13 protein-coding genes and 2 pseudogenes are annotated in these 17,533 nt (G+C 65.9%); 9 read left to right on the top strand and 6 right to left on the bottom strand.

From position 1 onward, the window contains the following. Positions 1 to 223: helix-turn-helix domain-containing protein (locus BLQ03_RS15310; protein WP_139166770.1), on the bottom strand; the 223-nt coding region annotated here is incomplete at its 3' end. 135 nt (positions 224 to 358) lie between these two features. On the opposite strand from BLQ03_RS15310, the gene BLQ03_RS19050 reads away from it, so the two are divergent. Together BLQ03_RS19050 and BLQ03_RS19055 are read left to right on the top strand one after the other, a co-directional pair. Beyond that, on the top strand, positions 359 to 892 hold the full coding sequence (locus tag BLQ03_RS19050) for a bestrophin family protein (protein WP_281201014.1): 534 nt from the start codon (positions 359 to 361) through the stop codon (positions 890 to 892). After that, positions 838 to 1,248 carry a bestrophin family protein gene (locus BLQ03_RS19055; RefSeq protein ID WP_281201015.1) on the top strand — a complete coding sequence of 137 codons (411 nt, stop codon included), beginning with the start codon at positions 838 to 840 and terminating at the stop codon, positions 1,246 to 1,248. The genes BLQ03_RS19050 and BLQ03_RS19055 overlap by 55 nt, the downstream gene beginning before the upstream one ends. 75 nt (positions 1,249 to 1,323) lie before the next feature. Here BLQ03_RS19055 and BLQ03_RS15320 read toward each other — a convergent pair. Continuing rightward, positions 1,324 to 2,085 (bottom strand): annotated as a pseudogene (locus BLQ03_RS15320) (IS5 family transposase). 159 nt (positions 2,086 to 2,244) lie between these two features. Between BLQ03_RS15320 and BLQ03_RS15325 the strand changes: the two are divergent. The 3 genes and pseudogenes from BLQ03_RS15325 to BLQ03_RS15335 all read left to right on the top strand — a co-directional run bounded on the left by BLQ03_RS15325 (position 2,245) and on the right by BLQ03_RS15335 (position 6,415). Then, a complete protein-coding gene (locus BLQ03_RS15325) occupies positions 2,245 to 5,091 on the top strand; it encodes a PAS domain S-box protein (RefSeq protein WP_175558907.1) in 2,847 nt (948 codons plus the stop codon). A 32-nt stretch (positions 5,092 to 5,123) separates the two neighbouring features. Continuing rightward, positions 5,124 to 5,513, top strand: coding sequence for a response regulator (locus tag BLQ03_RS15330; RefSeq protein WP_245688957.1), 390 nt, complete (start codon positions 5,124 to 5,126; stop codon positions 5,511 to 5,513). A gap of 100 nt (positions 5,514 to 5,613) precedes the next feature. Further along, positions 5,614 to 6,415: pseudogene (locus tag BLQ03_RS15335) on the top strand (IS5 family transposase). 243 nt (positions 6,416 to 6,658) lie between these two features. Here the strand turns inward: BLQ03_RS15335 and BLQ03_RS15340 are convergent. After that, positions 6,659 to 9,217 carry a GcvT family protein gene (locus BLQ03_RS15340; protein ID WP_090757205.1) on the bottom strand — a complete coding sequence of 853 codons (2,559 nt, stop codon included), beginning with the start codon at positions 9,215 to 9,217 and terminating at the stop codon, positions 6,659 to 6,661. A 2-nt stretch (positions 9,218 to 9,219) separates the two neighbouring features. After that, a complete protein-coding gene (locus BLQ03_RS15345) occupies positions 9,220 to 11,256 on the bottom strand; it encodes an NADH:flavin oxidoreductase (protein WP_090757206.1) in 2,037 nt (678 codons plus the stop codon). Positions 11,257 to 11,398: 142 nt separating this feature from the next. Here BLQ03_RS15345 and BLQ03_RS15350 point away from each other — a divergent pair, with 142 nt between their 5' ends. The 4 genes from BLQ03_RS15350 to BLQ03_RS15365 all read left to right on the top strand — a co-directional run bounded on the left by BLQ03_RS15350 (position 11,399) and on the right by BLQ03_RS15365 (position 15,140). Further along, positions 11,399 to 12,076, top strand: a complete 678-nt coding sequence (locus BLQ03_RS15350; RefSeq protein ID WP_090757207.1) for a TetR/AcrR family transcriptional regulator — start codon at positions 11,399 to 11,401, stop codon at positions 12,074 to 12,076. Positions 12,077 to 12,152: 76 nt separating this feature from the next. Beyond that, entirely contained in the window at positions 12,153 to 13,151 is a 999-nt protein-coding gene (locus BLQ03_RS15355) for a glycine betaine ABC transporter substrate-binding protein (protein ID WP_090757208.1), read from the top strand. Positions 13,152 to 13,231: 80 nt separating this feature from the next. After that, entirely contained in the window at positions 13,232 to 14,122 is an 891-nt protein-coding gene (locus tag BLQ03_RS15360) for an ABC transporter permease (protein ID WP_217629778.1), read from the top strand. Further along, positions 14,115 to 15,140 carry a quaternary amine ABC transporter ATP-binding protein gene (locus BLQ03_RS15365; protein ID WP_090757209.1) on the top strand — a complete coding sequence of 342 codons (1,026 nt, stop codon included), beginning with the start codon at positions 14,115 to 14,117 and terminating at the stop codon, positions 15,138 to 15,140. The genes BLQ03_RS15360 and BLQ03_RS15365 overlap by 8 nt, the downstream gene beginning before the upstream one ends. 74 nt (positions 15,141 to 15,214) lie before the next feature. On the opposite strand, the gene BLQ03_RS15370 is transcribed toward BLQ03_RS15365, so the two are convergent. Then, positions 15,215 to 16,282, bottom strand: coding sequence for an FAD-binding oxidoreductase (locus BLQ03_RS15370; protein WP_090757210.1), 1,068 nt, complete (start codon positions 16,280 to 16,282; stop codon positions 15,215 to 15,217). Next, positions 16,272 to 17,525, bottom strand: a complete 1,254-nt coding sequence (locus BLQ03_RS15375) for an aromatic ring-hydroxylating oxygenase subunit alpha (protein WP_090757211.1) — start codon at positions 17,523 to 17,525, stop codon at positions 16,272 to 16,274. Before BLQ03_RS15375 ends, BLQ03_RS15370 begins: the two co-directional genes overlap by 11 nt. Positions 17,526 to 17,533 lie beyond the last annotated feature (8 nt).

Raw genomic sequence — 17,533 nt, forward strand, 5'->3', positions numbered from 1 at the left:
GGCTCTTGTGGATCGGTGGCAGGTCCTTCAGCCCCTCGAAGCCCTGCGTCTGGAACCGCCGCTTCCATTCGTAAAAGCTGGTCCGATCCAGGCCGCGCTGCCGACAGGCCTCGGCGACGTTCCCCAGTTCCTTTGCCAGTTCCAGCACGCTCAGACGCTGCTGCGCCAGCTTCGTGCCCGCGTCACGCTTCTGCGGCTCCGCCGTGGTGGATGTGCGTCCCATGCCCTGATCCTCCCTTCCCTGAATAACACGGAAAGAAGGTTAAGTGGTCCGACTATCGGACGATTTCCTGATCGAGCCGTCTAACATCAAGGTAATTCGAGGCTTTCCAGCCTGCTTGAGCCAAGGCATCGCCATATGATTGTCCGCACCAAGCCCAGTTTGTGGGATCTCGTCTTCACAATGCGCGGTTCAGTGTTGCCGCACATCGCTTATCCCCTTCTGTCGCTGACGGCACTGGCAGCACTCTTCGTCGCTGTGGAGCGAGCCTGGCAGCCTTTACCTGTAGTCGACTCAGCCCCTTTCACCGTCCTCGGGATCGCGCTGTCGCTGTTCTTGGGCTTCCGCAACAACGCCGCCTATGATCGCTGGTGGGAGGCGCGTCGGCTTAGGGGTGGGCACTTGGCGGACCTGCGGTCGCTCGCCAGAGAATCGGAAGTGTTCATGCGCAATGAGACTCTGCGGTTGGAGTTGTTGGAGGGAGCGCTCGTCTTCCTCCCTGTTCACCGCGCCAGCCTGCGAGGGCAGGTCCTTGGTCCCGATCTGCAGGCCCGGGCTGGCGCGGTCTTGGCCGCAGGCCATCCATCCGACGCCGCGCTCGACCGCTGGGGACCCTTGTGGCGCAGGCGCACAGAGACGGTGTTCTCGACGGCTTCGGGGCCCGAACCCTGAGCGCGAGGCTCGCGAGCCTCGCGCTCCAGCAGGCTGGCTGCGAGCGGATCGCCAGCACGCCGCTACCTTATGTCTACTCGCTCCTCATCTACCGGACGACCTACCTCTACTGCCTTCTCCTCCCCCTCGCGCTCGTGGGGCCGGCGGGCTGGCTCACGCCCCTCTTCGTGTGCATCGTGGCCTACGTATTCCTGGGCCTTGCGGAGGTGTCCGAGGAGCTGAGCCAGCCATTCGGGGATAACATCAACGCGCTCCCGCTCGATGCCATCTGCCGCGCGGCCGAGATTGCCCTCGCTTCGCATCTCGGGCGCGAGCCTCCGCCGCCGCTTCTACCGAAGGACTTTCACTTCGGATAAAAGGCCGTTCAACTGTGGCCATCTGCTCAGATTCTTATGGTCTGCCCTAGTTTTCTTACGATCAGACTTCATTCTTCATAGCCGGAACAAGACCGTGGCAGAAGGCAGTGACCGACAGGTAGAGGTCGGCACAGCGGTCGTATTAGCTAGCTACACGGCGCCAGTCCTTCAGGCGGGCGAACCTGTTCTCGATCCGGTGCCGCTTGCGGTAGAGACCTGAGTCGTGCTGAAGCGCCGTCCGTCGGCCGCCGTCCTGGATTCAGGCCGCGATGCCGCAATCGGCCAGGGCCGCGCGAAGCCAGTCCGCATCATAGCCCCTGTCGGCGATCAGCACCTTGGCTGAGGGTAGGCATGAGAGCAGAGCCAGTGCGCCCATACAGTCGCTGCGGTGGCCTGCGCTCAGAAACATCTGAAGGGGCCGTCCTTTCCCATCCGCCACGACATGGAGCTTGGGCATGAGGCCTCCCTTGCTGCGCCCGATCATGTGGCGGCCAGCCTTCAGACCCATGCGGGTGCGAAGGCTCGCCGCCGTCCGGCGGGCCTTCAGGAAGGTGGTGTCGAGCATCAGAACGTCACGGTCCTGTCCCGGCTGAGCGAGAGCCAGGAGCATTCGCGCGAACCACCCCTTGCGGCTCCACCGGTACCATCGCGTGCAGAGGCTCTTGTGCGAGCCGTAGGCCGAAGACGCGTCCCGCCAGCGCAGGCCATTGCGGTTGACGAAGATGATGCCGCTCGAGCCACGCGCCGGTCGTCCACGCGGGGTTTGCCATGGGCACGCGGGACGAATGGGCTGAGGCGCTGCATCTGCGCCATGCTCAGCCAGAACAGGTTGCTCATGAGGAGACCTCGTCGTGATAGGATGTCTCAAGAAGTGGCCGCCGACCGGGAACATCACGCTTCTCCCCTGGTTCGGTAGTCTTGACCCCTCGCCTGCTGGAGGTCTGGTTGATGACTGCGCATGACCCCGCTTCAGAGTGGCCTCGTGGCTCAGGTGAGATGGCCCAGCTTATCCGGCAGCACGACTGGGCGACCACCTCCCCCGGACCGGTCGAACGCTGGCTCGGCAGCCTCAGGACACTCGTGGACCTGATGCTCGGCTCGGGCGAGGTCATGTGTCTGCTGTGGGGCCGCGATGCGGTCATGATCTACAACGACGCCTATGCCCGCAGCATCGGAGAACGCCATCCGGCGGCGCTCGGCCGCTCGGCCCACGAGGTCTGGGCCGACGTGCGGGAGGGGTGGGCGCCGCTGTTCGAGCGGGCCTGGACCGGCGAGGAGGCAAGGACGCGCGACCGGCACCTCCGCTTCGCCGCGCCCGACGTGCCCCGGCAGGAGGCCTGGTTCGACCTCACCTACACGCCCGTGCGGAACGAGGCGGGCGAGGTGCAGGGCATCCTGGCCACTGTCCGCGATGTCACGGACCAGGTGCAGGCCGAGCAGAACCGCAGGACGACCGAGGCGCGGCTGCGCGAGAGCGAGGCAGGCTATCGCGAGCTTTCCGAGCAGCTTGCCAGGAGCCAACGGCTGCAGTCCGCCATGCTGGAGGTCGTGCCCGTAGGACTGGCGCTCCTGAGCACCGACGGGGGGGTGATCCTGTCCAACCCCGCCTGGGACCGCTTCACCCCGGGCCGGCGCATCCCGTCGCGCGACCCGGATCGCGGCTGGCGCTGGCAGGCCTGGGACACGGAGGGTCACGCCGTTGAGCCCCACAACTATCCGGGGGCACGGGCGTTGCGGGGCGAACCCTGCCTGCCGGGCATCGAGTTCCTTTATACCGACGACGGCGGCGACCAGATCTGGACCAACGTCGCCTCGGTGCCGCTTCTCGACACGCAGGGCCAGGTTGCTGGCGCCGTCTCGATCATCATGGACATTGATGCCGCGAAACGCGCGGAGCAGATCATGCGTGCGAGCGAGGAGCGGCACGTATTCCTGCTTGGCCTGGGTGATGCCCTGCGCGCCCAGACCAGCCCGCAGGATATGATCGAGGTCGCGGCCCGCCTGCTGGGCGAGCACCTCGGCGCCTCGCGGATCATGTTCGCCGAGTTCGACGAGGCGAGGGGCGTGGCCGACATCTTCCACGGGTGGTTCGCCGATGGCGCCCAGCCCTTCCCGGAGGTGATGCGGCTGGAGGATTACGAGGGTCCGATTCTCGACGACCTTCGCGCCGGCCGGACGGTGCGGATCGAGGACACACGAGATCCGGCGCTTGCTCGCCCCGATCTCACCGCCATTGCCGAGCTTGGCGTGGCGGCGCTGCTCAGCATTCCCCTGATTGTCGGCGGCAGGCTGGCGGTGAACCTCTCTGTTCACCAGCACGTCGCACGCCACTGGACAGACGCGGATGTCGCGCTGGCGCAGGAAGTCGCCGAGCGGCTCTGGGCCGATCTCGTGCGCGCCCGCGTCGAGGCGGCGCTGCGCGAGAGCGAGAAGAAGTACCGCAGGCTGTTTGAAACGATGAGCGAAGGCTTCACGGTCATGGAAGCGGTGCGCGACGAGGTCGGACGCGTCGTTGACGTCATCTTCCTTGCGGCAAACCAGGCCTGGGAGCGGCAGGCGGGCGTTGCCTTTGTCCCCGGCACAAGGGCGTCGGAGCTCTTTGTCGGCTCCGTCAGCCAGGAGTGGATCAAGACATGGTCTCATGTGGCCGATACCGGCGAGGCCCACCGCGAAGAGCAGTACGTTGCCTCGACCGACCGCTGGTACGAAACACATTACTGGCGGGTTGCCGGGAATGGTGGCAACGTGCTCGCTGCGCTCTTCGACGACATCACCGTCCGCAAGCGGGCGGAGGCCGCGCTGCGCGAAAGCGAGGAGCGGCTGCGGGCCTTTGGCGAGGCCTCCTCGGACGTCCTCTGGATCAGGGACGCCGAAACGCTCGACTGGACCTATCTGAGCCCCGCCTTCGAGTGCATCTACGGCCTTTCCCGTGAAGAAGCACTGCACGGGGACACGATGCACAACTGGCTCGACATGATCGTGCCCCACGACCGCGAGCGCGCGCGGGCCGAGATCGAGAAGGCACGCCAAGGAGAGCGGGTCACCTTCGAGTATCGCATCACGCGCCCCTCGGATGGCGAGATCCGGCTGCTGCGCAACACCGACTTCCCGATCCATGACGCGGCAGGGCACGTCACCCGCATCGGCGGCGTGGGCCATGATGCCACCGAGGAGCAGGCCACGGCCGAGCGGCTTCAGGTGCTGGTTCACGAGCTTCAGCATCGCACCCGCAACCTGATGGGGGTAGTGCAGAGCATAACCAACAAGACGCTGGCAGGCTCGACCTCGCTCGAGGACTTCCAGAACCGCATCCGTGACCGGCTGGAAGCGCTGGCGCGGGTGAACGGGCTTCTCTCCCGCCTGAATGAAGGCGACCGCATCACCTTCGACGAACTGATCCGCACCGAACTCAAGGGCCATGGGGTGATCGACGGCCACGACCACGGGCTCCAGGTCAACCTGCAAGGACCCAAGGGACTGCGGCTGCGCTCCTCCCAAGTCCAGACGCTGGCCTTGGGGCTGCATGAACTGGCCACCAACGCCCTGAAGTATGGCGCCCTGTCGCAGCCTGACGGGCGGCTCGACATCTCGTGGCACCTGGTTCCCGGTCCGGATGACAAGCCCCAGCTGCGGGTCGACTGGCGCGAAAGCGGCGTGGAGGTGGCGATGCCCGACGGCACAGCGGGCGAAGGGACCATCGACGGCAGGCCCCCCCGCCGGCGCGGCTACGGGCGCGAGCTTATCGAACAGGCGCTGCCCTACCAGCTGGGCGCCGAGACGTCCTATGAACTCACGCCCGAAGGTGCGCGTTGCACGATTACCCTGCCGCTTTCCTCGACGTGAAGGCGTGGGCCGCTCGGGCGTGGAGGACGGCATTGCCTGACACGAACTCAGCAAGCCCGCTTGGGGTCTCATACTCGCTTCGGGGCCGGCGCGTCCTCGTCGTGGAGGACGAATACATGCTGGCCGCGGACCTGCGTGACCAGCTCGAGCGCGAGGGCGCCGAGGTGCTGGGGCCGGCACCCTCCGTCGCACGGGCGCTCCTGTTGCTGGCAAACGATCCCCCGCCCTCCATGGCGTTCCTCGACATCAACCTGCAAGGCGAGATGGCCTGGCCCGTGGCCGACCGGCTGCGCGAGCTGGGCGTCCCCTTTGTCTTTGCCACCGGCTACGAGGCTGCGGCCATCCCGTCTGCCTACGCCGCCGTGCCCCGGGCCGAGAAGCCCGTGTCCGTGCGCAATCTCCGCTTGGCGGCGCAGGGGTAAGGTCTGGCCGCAAGGGGAGTAATGAAGTCTGAACCTAGGCTCCAGCCCCATTGTTTCTGAGCGCTCGACATGATTCAGCCTCCGCAAAGAGACCTGATCCATGAGCAACCTTTTTTGGCTGTCGGAGGCGCAGATGGAGCGCTTGAAGCCTTTATTTCCGAAGAGCCATGGCAAGCCTCGGGTCGATGACCGGCGCGTGCTCAGCGGCATCATCTTCGTCAACCGCAATGGCTTGCGATGGTGTGACGCACCCAGGGAATACGCTCCGGCGAAGACGCTCTACAACCGTTGGAAGCGCTGGAGCGACAACGGGGTGTTCGCCCGGATCATGATGGGCCTGGCCGCGGAAGGTAACGCGAACAAGACAATCATGATCAATGCAACCCATCTGAAGGCGCACCGCACGGCTTCCAGCCTGCGCGCCAAAAAAGGGGCGCGGACGCCAGATCGGGCGCACCAAAGGGGGCATGAACACCAAGCTGCACGCCGTCATCGACGCCAAGGGCCGGCCGATCCGTTTCCTCATGTCGGCCGGACAGGTGAGCGACTACACCGGTGCGGCGGCGCTACTGGGGAGCCTGCCTGAGGCCAACTGGCTGCTGGCAGATCGGGGCTATGATGCAAACTGGCTGAGAGAAGCCTTGAATGACAAGGGGATAAAGGTCTGCATCCCCGGTCGGAAGTCCCGAAAGACGACCGTGAAATACGACAAACGGCGTTACAAGCGGCGCAACCGGATCGAGATCATGTTCGGGCGGCTCAAGGACTGGCCAATCGTCGGGGAAACAGTCTCCCAGACTGTTTCCTGATCCTCCTCATATTTCGCAACCCGATACGACCGCTGCCCGGAAACCTGCTTCTCTGCCGTCGCTCTCGCCGCAACCGTCGTGTTCTGGCTTTGAAGATCAATGGGTCTGGATTCTAGATCCGCGGAGCAAAGGCAGGGCGAATGCGAGAGCCAGAGCAACGTCAGCGTCCTTCACAAAGAAAAAGCAATGGTTCTCGGCCCGAGAAATCGCCGCAGCAGGAGCGCGTGGGTCGGTGGCCCAATGTCCCGGCGGATCAACGCACCGCGGTCTAGACGCTGCAGTTCAGGACCGAAGTTCGCCATTTCCAGCGATCTGGATCACCGGCGATATGGAGGTTCAACTTCGCGGCTTTTCATTTTCGGGATCATAGAGCGCCTTGTATCCGACAGCGGCCACCTCGAACGGGAAGGTCTCGCCCATGTAATCGACCGCCAGCCTGCGGCCTTCCCGGGCGTGGGAGCGGGGCAGGTAGGCAAGGGCGATGTTCCGGCCGACCGTCGGGCCATAGGCGATGGAACTCGTCCAAGAGCGCCGGCCAAGCTCATCGACCAGCGTCTCGCCGCTCTCTGGGTCCAGCACCGGCAGGATGCCGACGGGATAGCGGGCGATGCCGTTGCTGTCGATGTTGTCGGTCATCACAAGCGTGCAGAGCATCGCCGGCTGGTGCTCCCGCGCGGCATATTCGAGATGCTTCGCCTTGCCGCGGAAATCGGCCTCCTTGACCTTGGGCCGTGCGAGCCCCGCTTCGAACAGGTTGTATTCCGTCCGCAGGTCGGCGTTCTGCAGGCGCAGGCTTTTCTCCATCCGGCGCGAGTTCGCGTAGGTCTCGATCCCGACCGCGATGGCACCGGTCGAGCGCAGGACGTCCCATACGGCCAGCCCGTCCTCATAGGCCATGTGCAGCTCCCACCCCTGTTCCCCGACATAGGAGATGCGGAAGGCCGTGACCTCGCGCCCCGCGATGCGGATCAGGCGGATGGCGGCGAAGGGGAAGGCGTCGGGTTCCAGCGCGACCGGGTCTTCGACCACCTTCTGCAGCCTCGCGCGGGCCTCCGGGCCCCAGAAGCCGATGGTGATGCGGTCCTCGGACGCGTCGATCAGGGTGACGTCCAGCCCGCGATCCTGCGCCACCCGGCGCATGTAGGTCAGGTCGCGTGGACCTGCATCCGCCCCGTTGACCAGAAGGCAGCGGTCGGCGAAGCGCAGGATCGTAAGATCGGCGCGCACATTCCCTTGGTCATCAAGGAAATGGGTGTAGATGCCCTTGCCAACATTCGCATCGCCCCCGATCCGCGCGGCGCAGAGCCATTCCAGCAACGCGAGGTGATCCGGCCCCGAGATGTCGGTGATGTGGAAATGCGACAGGTTGATGATGCCGCAGCTCTCGCTCATCTCCAGATGCTCGGCGTTCGAGACGCGCCAGAAATGGCGGTTGTCCCATTCGTGTTCGCGCAGGGGCACGCGGTCGCCATGCTTCTCCAGCAGATGCTCGTTCGCGGCATAGCCATGGGCGCGTTCCCAGCCGCCGAGTTCCATGAAGTGGCCGTCGAGTTCCACCTCGCGCTGGTAAAAGGGGGAACGGCGGATGTCGCGTCCGCCCTCGAAGGGCTCGCGCGGGTGGACCGGCGGGGTATAGATCGCCGCCGCCGTCTGGGTGCAGCGGGCGGCGATGTAGTCCGCCTCAAGCTGGTGGGGGTTGAAGCGGGCATAGTCGATGCTGGCGTGGTCGATATGGGTCCGGCCATCGGTGATCCAGTCGGCCAGCAGCTTGCCGATGGCGGGGGCGTCCTTGACCCAGACGGCCACCGAATACCACAACCCCCGCACCTTGCGGCTTTCGCCGACCGAGGGCAGCCCGTCGGTCGTGGACTGCAGCAGCCCGTTGAAGGAATGGCCCTCGTTATAGCCCAGCTCGCCCAGGATCGGGGTCAGCTCGATGGCGCGCTCCAGCGGCTCCATCAGGTCCTCGATGTCGAGGTCGCGCTGCGAAGGGGAAAGGCGCGTGAACTCCTTTTCCAGGATGTCGCGCGGGTGGCAGAGGCGGGGCACCGAATCGTAGTAATAGCCCCATTCGATCTGTCCGCCCTCGGCGGTCGTCGGATCGCCCGTGTCGCGCATGTAGGCCGAGTTGCCCTGGTCGCGCAGCAGCGGATAGCCGATGTCCTTGCCGGTGCCCTCGAATTCCGTGAAGGGGCCGAAGAAGGTCAACGGGTGGTCCACCGGGAAGACCGGCAGGTCCTCGCCCGCCATCTCGGCGATCAGCCGCCCCCAGAGACCGGCGCAGACGATCACCAGGTCGGCGCGGATGGTGCCGCGGGGCGTGACGACGCCGCGGATGCGCCCGCCCTCGATCACCAGCGCGGTCGCGGGCGTGTTGGCGTAGGCCCGCAGCTTGCCCGAGGCCACGCCCTCATCGACCAGCTTGCCCGCCACGGTCTGCGAGCGGGGAATGACCAGCCCCGCGTCCGGGTCCCACATGGCCCCTTGGATCACGTCTTCCTCGATCAGCGGAAAGCGTTCCTTGACCTCGGCGGGTGAGATCATCCGGGCGCGGGTGCCGAAGGCCTTGCCCGAGGCGACCTTGCGCTTCAGCTCGTTCATGCGGGCGTTGTCGCCCTTCCGCGCGACCTCGATCCCGCCGACCCTGGCGTAATGGCCCATCTTGTCGAAGAAATCGACGGAATAGAGCGTGGTCCAGGTGCTCAGGAAATCATGGCTGGTGGTGAAGCAGAAATCCGAGGCGTGGGCGGTCGAGCCGATGTCGGTCGGGATGCCCGACTTGTCAATGCCGACGATGTCGTCCCAGCCGCGCGCGATCAGGTGATGGGCGACCGAGGCGCCGACAATGCCGCCCAGGCCGATGATGACGACCTTCGCATGTTCGGGAAATGCCATGGTCAGAGATCCTTCACCAGGCGCAGCGCGTCATAGATCGCGGCGTGCGTGTTGCGGGCAGCGACCGCGTCGCCGATGCGGAACAGCTGGAAGCGGCCCGACGGGTTGCGCGCGACCCGCTGCGGGGCGCCCGCGATCAGGGCGTCGTAATCGACCTCGCCCCCGTTCGACGACTGCGGCTTGAGGTCGAAATACAGCTCGTCCAAGGGCCGGGTGCCGTGGTTGACCACCACCTGATCGACGATCCGCTCGCGCCGGAAATCGCCATAGTCGCTGCCCAGCGTGGCGCGGAGAAGGTTGCCCTCGCGCCGGACCTCCTGCAGGCGCCAGGTGACGGTGAAGGTCGTCTTTCCCTTCTGCAGCGCGCGCATGTAGGGGACGAGGTTCATGGCCATGATCTCGGGCGAGAAGGTGCGGTCGGGCGTGACCACCTCGACCTCGGCCCCCGTCTCGGCGATGGCCTGCGCGGCCTGCAGGGCGGCATGGTCGCCCGCGTCGTCATAGACCAGCACATTGGCGCCGGGCTTCACGTCGCCCGACAGGATGTCCCAGGCAGAGACCACGAGTTCGTTGCCCTGCGTCAGCACCTCGGTATGGGGCAGGCCCCCGGTGGCGACGATCACCACGTCGGGGGCGGTGTCCAGCACGTCCGCCTCGTCCGCGAAGGTGTTGAAGCGGAAGGTCACGCCCAGCCGTTCGCATTCGGCCATGCGCCAGGACACGATCTGCTCCATCTCGCGCCGGCGGGGCTGCAGGGCGGCCAGGCGGACCTGCCCGCCGGGCTGGTCGGCGGCCTCGAAGACGGTGACGCTGTGCCCACGCTCGGCGGCGACGCGGGCGGCCTCCAGCCCCGCGGGACCCGCGCCCACGACCGTCACCCGGCGCGGCTGCGGGCTGGGCGGGACCGCATGGGGCATCGTTTCCTCGCGCCCCGAGGCGGCGTTGTGGATGCACAGCGCCATGCCCCCCTGGTAGATGCGGTCGAGGCAGTAGTTCGCGCCGACGCAGGGGCGGATGCGGTCCTCCTGTCCCGACATCAGCTTCCTGACGATATGCGGGTCGGCGATATGAGCGCGGGTCATGCCGACCATGTCCAGCAGTCCGCTCGCGACGGCATGGCGGGCGGTGGCGACGTCCTGAATGCGCGCCGCATGAAAGGTGGGCATCTGCGACGACGCCCGGATTTCCCCGGCGAAGTCCAGATGCGGAGCCGAGGGCATCCCCTGGATCGGGATCAGGTCGGTCAGCCCGGCGTCGGTGTCGATATGCCCGCGCACGATGTTCAGGAAATCGACCTTGCCGCTGCCCTTCAAGCGGCGAGCAATCTCGGCGCCTTCCTCCCTGGTGACGCCGCCCGGCATTTGCTCATCCGGAACAACCCGCATGCCCACGATGAAATCGGGGCCCACGCGGTTTCGCACCGCGTCCAGCACCTCGACGGTGAAGCGCAGCCGGTTGTCGAGACTGCCGCCATAGGGCGGGTCGAGGTCGTTGATTGTGGGGGTCCAGAACTGCGCGAGCAACTGGCCGTAGGCCTGCAACTCGATCCCGTCCACACCCGCTTCCTTCATCCGCTCGGCGGCATCGGCGAACTGGGCGGTGATGCGGGCGATGTCCCAGTCCTCGATCCGCTTCGGGAAGGCGCGATGCGCGGCCTCGCGTTCGTGGGACGGCCCCACGACTGGCAGCCAGTCGCCCCGGTCCCAGCGGGTCCGGCGGCCCATGTGCGTGACCTGGATCATCACCGCGGCGCCGTGGTCGTGGCACTCGTCCACCAGCTGCCGCATCCACGGCACGACCTCGTCCTTGTAAAGCAGCAGGTTCCCGAAGGCCGGCGGGCTGTCCGGCCCAACCACGGCCGAGCCCGCGGTCATTGTTAGCGCAACCCCGCCCCTGGCCCGTTCAACGTGATAGGCGCGATAGCGGTCCTTGGGCAGCCCGTCCTCGCCATAGGCCGGCTCATGCGAGGTCAGCAGCAGGCGATTCTTCAGCGTCAGGTGCTTGAGGGTGAAGGGCTGAAGCAGCGGATCGTTCGACATGGCGCGCTCTCGGGAGGGGTATCGACAGCAGAGTGGGACCACTGTTCATACCTGTCAAGAAAATCGATTGTGCCGAACATTCGATGTTCGTGTCTGAACAATTTTCGTTGTCAGACGAGCATCCGGCGCTATCATCCGACTCATGAACACCACTCTGCCCCCTGCAAAACGCCTGAAGGAACGCGGCTCGCGCGAGCTGTGGCTCGAGGCCGCCTATCAGGCGCTGGTCGAGGGCGGCGTGGACAGCGTGCGCATCCAAGTGCTGTCCGACCGGCTGAACCTGTCGCGCACCAGCTTCTACTGGTTCTTCCAGACCCGCGAGGAACTGCTGGAAGCGCTGCTGGACAGGTGGGAGCAGACCAACACCCGCGGCTTCATCGCCGCGGCCGAGGCTTATGCGGAAACCCCGGCCGAGGCGGCGCTGAACCTGCTCGCCTGCTTCATCAAGGGCGAGCAGTTCGACCCCCGCTTCGAATTCGCGATCCGCAGCTGGGCCTTGCAGTCCGATGATACCATGAAGCGGGTGGAGCGCGCCGACGAGGCGCGGATGGAGGCGCTCCGGTCGATGCTTCGCCGCTTCGGCTACAACGAGTCCGAAACCGACGTGCGGACCCAGACGATCTACCTTGCCCAGATCGGCTATATCTCGATGCAGAGAAACGAGTCGGTGGGAACCCGGATCAGGCGTGTCCCGACGTATGTCCGCATCTACACCGGCACCGACGCCACGGCTAGCGAGATGGCGCGCTTTAGCGCGCCCTTCGGCTACCGGATCGGCGACGACGGGCAGCCGGTCCAAGTGAAACGTGGCACCGGCTGAGGCCGCCGCCGCGCAGCCTGCCGGTGCCCCGGAGCCGTCGGCAGGTCGTCACCAAGGCTCCGGACGGGAGGAAAGAATGCGGAAGATCCTGACCCTGACGGCACTCGGCGCCGCGCTGGCCGGCGCCCCCGCGCTGGCACAGGAGGAATGCGGCGACCTGTCGCTGTCGAACATGAACTGGCAGAGCGCCGAGGTGCTGGCGGCCTTGGACCAGTTCATCCTGAACAACGGATACGGCTGCAACGCCGAGATCGTGGCGGGCGACACCGTTCCCTCGATCACCTCGCTGATCGAGCGCGGCCGCCCCGAGGTGGTGCCGGAGGCCTGGGTCAACCTGTTGCCCGACCTCGTCGAGCAGGGCAAGACGGATGGCAAGATCGTCTATGGCGCCAACTCGCTGAGCGATGGCGGCCAGCAGGGCTGGTTCATCCCGAAATACATCGCCGATGCTCACCCCGAGATCCTGACGATCCCGGAACTGCTGAAACATCCCGAGATGTTCCCCGACCCCGAGGACCCGTCGAAGGGGGCGATCTACAACGGCCAGGAAGGCTGGGGCGGCACCATCGTCACCACCCAGATGTTCAAGGCCTATGGGGCGTCGGACTTGGGCTGGAACCTGATCGACACCGGCTCGGCCGCGGGCCTCGACGGCGCCATCGCGCGGGCCTACGAGAACCAGCAGCCCATCGTCGCCTTCTACTGGGAACCGACCGCCCTGCTGGGCAAGTATGAGATGGTCCGCCTGCAGCATGGCGTGCCGCTGGACGACGCGGAATGGGAACGCTGCACGTCGAAGGCGGACTGCCCCGACCCGGAGCCGAACGACTGGAAATCCGACGTGGTCTACACCCTGATTTCCGCCGATTTCGCCGGCCGCGCGCCGCAGGGCGTCATGGACTATCTCAACACGCGGTCTTGGACGAACGACACGGTCAACAAGCTGATGGCCTGGATGACCGACAACCAGGCCACCGGCGAGGATGGCGCGCGCGAGTTCCTGCGCACCCAGCCCGAACTGTGGGAGAAGTGGGTGACGCCCGAGGCCGCCGAGAAGATCAAGGCGGCGCTTTGACCTCGTGAACCGCCGGCGCCGCGGGCCGATCGGCCCGCGGCCCATGTGATCCGACCCGCAGCACCAAGGCAGGTAAGGGCATGCTGGACTGGATGAACCGGTTTCCCCAGATGAACGAGGAAACCCTGCGCAACCTCAAGCGCTTCATCGACGACAATTTCCGCGAGTTCACGCGCAGCTATGGCGCGATGATCGAGGGATTCTTCGATCCGCTTCGGCAAATGCTGATCCAGGCCGAGCGGCTGATGCTGGGGATGCCTTGGCTGCTGGTGCTGCTGATCGTGGGCGCGCTGGCTTGGGCCGGCAGCCGCAGCGTCCGGCTGATGGCGGCCAGCGTCCTGACCCTTGCCGCCATCGGGTATTTCGGGATGTGGGAAGACACAATGCGGACGATCGCGATGATCCTCGTCTGCACGCTGGTCGCCATCTGCATCGGCATACCGCTGGGCATCCTCATGGCGCGGTCGAACCGGGTGCAGTCGGGCATGAACCCGGTGCTGGACGTGATGCAGACCATGCCCAGCTTCGTCTACCTGATCCCGGTCGTCATGCTGCTGGGGATCGGCCGCGTCGCGGGCATGATCGCCGTCGTCGTCTATGCGCTGCCGCCCATCGTGCGGCTGACGAACTTGGGCGTGCGCGAGGTCGACCGCGAGGTGATCGAGGCTGCCGACGCCTTTGGCTCCTCCGCCTGGCAGAAGCTGTGGAACGTGCAGCTTCCGCTGGCGCTGCCGACGATCATGGCAGGCGTCAACCAGACCATTATGATGGCGCTGGCGATGGTCGTCATCGCCTCAATGATCGGGGTGCAGGGGCTGGGGCAGCCTGTGCTGCGGGCGATTTCCAACCAGTATTTCACGCTGGGCCTCTTCAACGGCTTCGCCATCGTAGGCATCGCCATCATCTTCGACCGCATAAGCCAGGCCTTCGGCCGCCGGTTGCAGAAACACCGTGGAGGCATGGATGTCTGAGCCGATCGGGATCGAGATCCGCAATCTCTACAAGATTTTCGGCGCCCGTCCGCTGGACTATGTCGATGCCGTCCGGCGCGGCATGACCAAGACCGAACTGAATCAGAAGCACCGTCACGTGCTGGGCCTGCGCGACATCAACATCTCGGTTGAGCCGGGCACGATACAAGTCATCATGGGCCTGTCGGGCTCGGGCAAGTCCACCCTGATCCGCCACATCAACCGGCTGATCGAGCCCACGGCGGGCGAGATCGTGATCGACGGGCAGGACGTGGTGGCGATGTCGCCGGCCGAGTTGCGCGAATTCCGCCGCCACAAGACGGCAATGGTCTTCCAGAAATTCGCACTGCTGCCGCATCGCACCGTGCTGGACAACGTGGCCTACGGGTTGGAGGTGCAGGGCGTGGCGCAAGCCCAGCGCCACCGTGCCGCGATGAACTGGATCGAGCGGGTGGGCTTGGCAGGCTACGAGTCCCGCTATCCCAGCCAGCTTTCCGGCGGGATGCAGCAGCGCGTGGGTCTGGCGCGGGCACTTGCCAACGACGCGCCCATTCTGCTGATGGACGAGGCCTATTCGGCGCTCGACCCGCTGATCCGCTATGACATGCAGACGGTGCTGCTGGACCTGCAGAAGGAGTTCCGCAAGACCATCATCTTCATCACCCACGACTTCGACGAGGCGCTGCGGATCGGCGACCGGATCGCGCTGCTGCGCGACGGGTCCATCATTCAGGAGGGCACGGGGCAGGAGATGGTGCTGCAGCCCGCCGACGACTACGTGTCGAGCTTCGTCCAGCACGTGGACCGCGCCAAGGTGGTGCAGGTCGCATCCGTGATGCAGCCGCTGACGGCCGAGGCGCAGGGGCCAGCGATCCCCGGCCGCGCCAACTTGGGCGAGGCGATCCGCATGATGTCGGCCGAAGGCGTGGACCGGCTGACGGTTCTCGATCAGGCTGGCCGCGCCGTCGGGCTGGTTCCGATGACCCGCGCCGTCGCCGTTGCGGCAGGGGGCAGCTGAGAAAACGGCCTGCCCTGAAAGGCAGGCCGGTGGATCATACTTTCAAGGGAAGGCCGCTCCTGACGGGCGGCCTTTCAGCGCTCGATCACCAGATCGCTGAGCGGGCGCGAGCAGCAGGGCAGGAACATGCCCGCGTCGATCTCGCGCTGGCGGATGCCGCCGCCGTGCTTCATGTCCACGCTACCGCTGACCAGCCGCGACTTGCAGGTGCCGCAAATGCCGTTGGCGCAGGAGGACGGAATGCGGATGCCCTCCTTCTTGGCGCAGGACAGGACCGTCTGTTCGGCCCCGACCTCGATGGTGCGGTTCTGCTTGGCGAACTGGACCTTGAAGCTCGTGGTCCAGGGCGTGACCTCGAGCGCGGGAGACTCCAGCACCGCCGTGTCGAAGCTTTCCTCCAGATACCGGCCCGGCGGCACTCCGAGGCTCGCGGCGATGGACCGTGCGGCCGCCATGAAGGGCGCGGGCCCGCAGCACATCACCATCCGCTCGGACATGTCGGGAACGGCCAAGGCCATCAGTTCCGCCGAGATGCGGCCAGTAAGGCCGGGCCAGGAGAGTTCGGCCCCAGCCGTCTCAGGCAGCAAGAACAGCCGCAGCCCCTTGATCCGGCCTGCCAGCAATGCAAGCTCATCGCGGAAGACGAAGTCTTGCGGCGTCCGGCCCGCGTGCAGGAACACCACATCCGCGACCTCCGCGGTATCCGCAATCTCGCGCAGCATCGACATGACCGGCGTGATCCCGGACCCGCCCGACAGGAACAGGTATTTCCGCGTCTCTGCCACCGGCCGCAGGAAGGTCCCGCGCGGGCCTTGCGCCCGCACGGAGGCTCCGGGCGTGAGGTTGTCATGCAGCCAGTTCGACACCACGCCGCCTGCCACGCGCTTGACCGTGATGGTGAAGCTGCCTGGCCGGGTTGGGGGCGAGGAGATGCTGTAGCAGCGGCTTTCCACCGCGTCGCCTATGGGCAGGTCGAACAGGAAATACTGCCCCGCGCCGAAGCGGAACTGCTTTCCGGCGGGCGAGACGAAGGTGAAGCTGCGGACGTCATGGGTTTCCTGATGGACCGCGACGCAGCGCAGCTGGTCGTCGGTCTCGGGGTCCCACCAGCCGGACACGGGCGCCAAGGTCTCAGTAGCCATGCGCGCGCATCCGGTCCACATACCAGCCCGCGAACCAGTTCAGCTGGGTCTCGGTGAAGGGCGAATAGACCCCCGGCACATAGGCCGGGTCCGACACGCCCGCGTGCGAGCGTTCCACCAGCGCGCCGTCCTGTTCGTTGGTGGCGATCCAGACGCTGGTCAGCTTGTCGAAGTCATAGTCCACGCCCTCGACCGCGTCCTTGTGGACCAGCCACTTCATCCGCAGAATCGTCCTGTCGGGACCGAGCGGGATCACCATCGCGGTGATGATGTGGTCGCCCATGAAATGGTGCCAGCTGTTGTGCCCCCAAAGGTGCATGTCGCCCAAGTCCTTGCGGCCGATTCCCAGCAGCTTGGATACCGCCGCCGTAGCATCAGGCGTCTGCGACTCGCCTGCGCCCGAGATGATCAACCGCTGGGTGCGGAAGTTCGTGGCGCAGTTCGTCAGCTGCTCGATGGCGGCGGAAGGATGGCCCTGCGCCTCCCACTCGGCGGACTTGGCGGCATACATCGCCTCGTGCCGGGCGGCGGTCTCGCGGTCCTCGGGCGAGAGGCTTTCCGGGTCGAAGCCGAAGTCGAGATCGATGAAGGACACGCAAAGCTCGGGATGGTTGGCCGAGCAGTGATAGCACTCTCGGTTGTTCTCCATCGTCAGCTTCCAGTTGCCGTTCTCGATGAGATCGGTCTGGTGGGCGACGCGGGTGTTCTTCAGGTCATAGGGCAGCAGGCGTTCACGCCCCACGGCCTCAAGCGCGGCGATGTCGGCGGGCGGGTTGTCGGACAGGCAGACATGGATCAGCCCGCCGATGTTGCGGAAGTTCACGGGCTTGAGGCTGTTGCAGGTCTTGTCGAAGTCCTTGCCCATGTGGGGGGCATAGGCCAGCTCGCCCGTCAACTCGTAGGTCCACTGGTGATAGGGGCAGACGAGCTTCGATACGACCGTCGTGCCCGCGTCCAAGATACGCGCGCCCCGGTGGCGGCAGACGTTGTGGAAGACCCGGACCTCGCCGTCGTCGTCGCGCAGCATGATAAGGCTCGACCCGGCGATGTCGATCACCGTCGCGTCGCCGGGTTCAGGCACGTCGCATTCCGGGCCGACGTAGATCCAGTGCTTGCGGAAGAACACGTCCATGTCTGCCTGGAACACGTCCTCGCGCGTATAAAGCCCGGCGGGCAGAGAGCGGCCCTCGACCCGTTCGTCGAGCAGCGTCGAGATCGTGGAAAAGGGGGACTTGTCGAGCATCGGGAACC

This window comes from Paracoccus chinensis (assembly GCF_900102885.1).
Classification (GTDB): domain Bacteria; phylum Pseudomonadota; class Alphaproteobacteria; order Rhodobacterales; family Rhodobacteraceae; genus Paracoccus; species Paracoccus chinensis.

What these genes read in the sequence shown, in the direction of transcription:
- BLQ03_RS15345 (WP_090757206.1), bottom strand. Translation starts at nt 11,256, where the DNA reads ATGTCGAACGATCCGCTGCTTCAGCCCTTCACCCTCAAGCACCTGACG.
- BLQ03_RS19050 (WP_281201014.1), top strand. Translation starts at nt 359, where the DNA reads ATGATTGTCCGCACCAAGCCCAGTTTGTGGGATCTCGTCTTCACAATG.
- BLQ03_RS15360 (WP_217629778.1), top strand. Translation starts at nt 13,232, where the DNA reads ATGCTGGACTGGATGAACCGGTTTCCCCAGATGAACGAGGAAACCCTG.
- BLQ03_RS15325 (WP_175558907.1), top strand. Translation starts at nt 2,245, where the DNA reads ATGGCCCAGCTTATCCGGCAGCACGACTGGGCGACCACCTCCCCCGGA.
- BLQ03_RS15340 (WP_090757205.1), bottom strand. Translation starts at nt 9,217, where the DNA reads ATGGCATTTCCCGAACATGCGAAGGTCGTCATCATCGGCCTGGGCGGC.
- BLQ03_RS15355 (WP_090757208.1), top strand. Translation starts at nt 12,153, where the DNA reads ATGCGGAAGATCCTGACCCTGACGGCACTCGGCGCCGCGCTGGCCGGC.
- BLQ03_RS15370 (WP_090757210.1), bottom strand. Translation starts at nt 16,282, where the DNA reads ATGGCTACTGAGACCTTGGCGCCCGTGTCCGGCTGGTGGGACCCCGAG.
- BLQ03_RS15365 (WP_090757209.1), top strand. Translation starts at nt 14,115, where the DNA reads ATGTCTGAGCCGATCGGGATCGAGATCCGCAATCTCTACAAGATTTTC.
- BLQ03_RS15350 (WP_090757207.1), top strand. Translation starts at nt 11,399, where the DNA reads ATGAACACCACTCTGCCCCCTGCAAAACGCCTGAAGGAACGCGGCTCG.
- BLQ03_RS15375 (WP_090757211.1), bottom strand. Translation starts at nt 17,525, where the DNA reads ATGCTCGACAAGTCCCCCTTTTCCACGATCTCGACGCTGCTCGACGAA.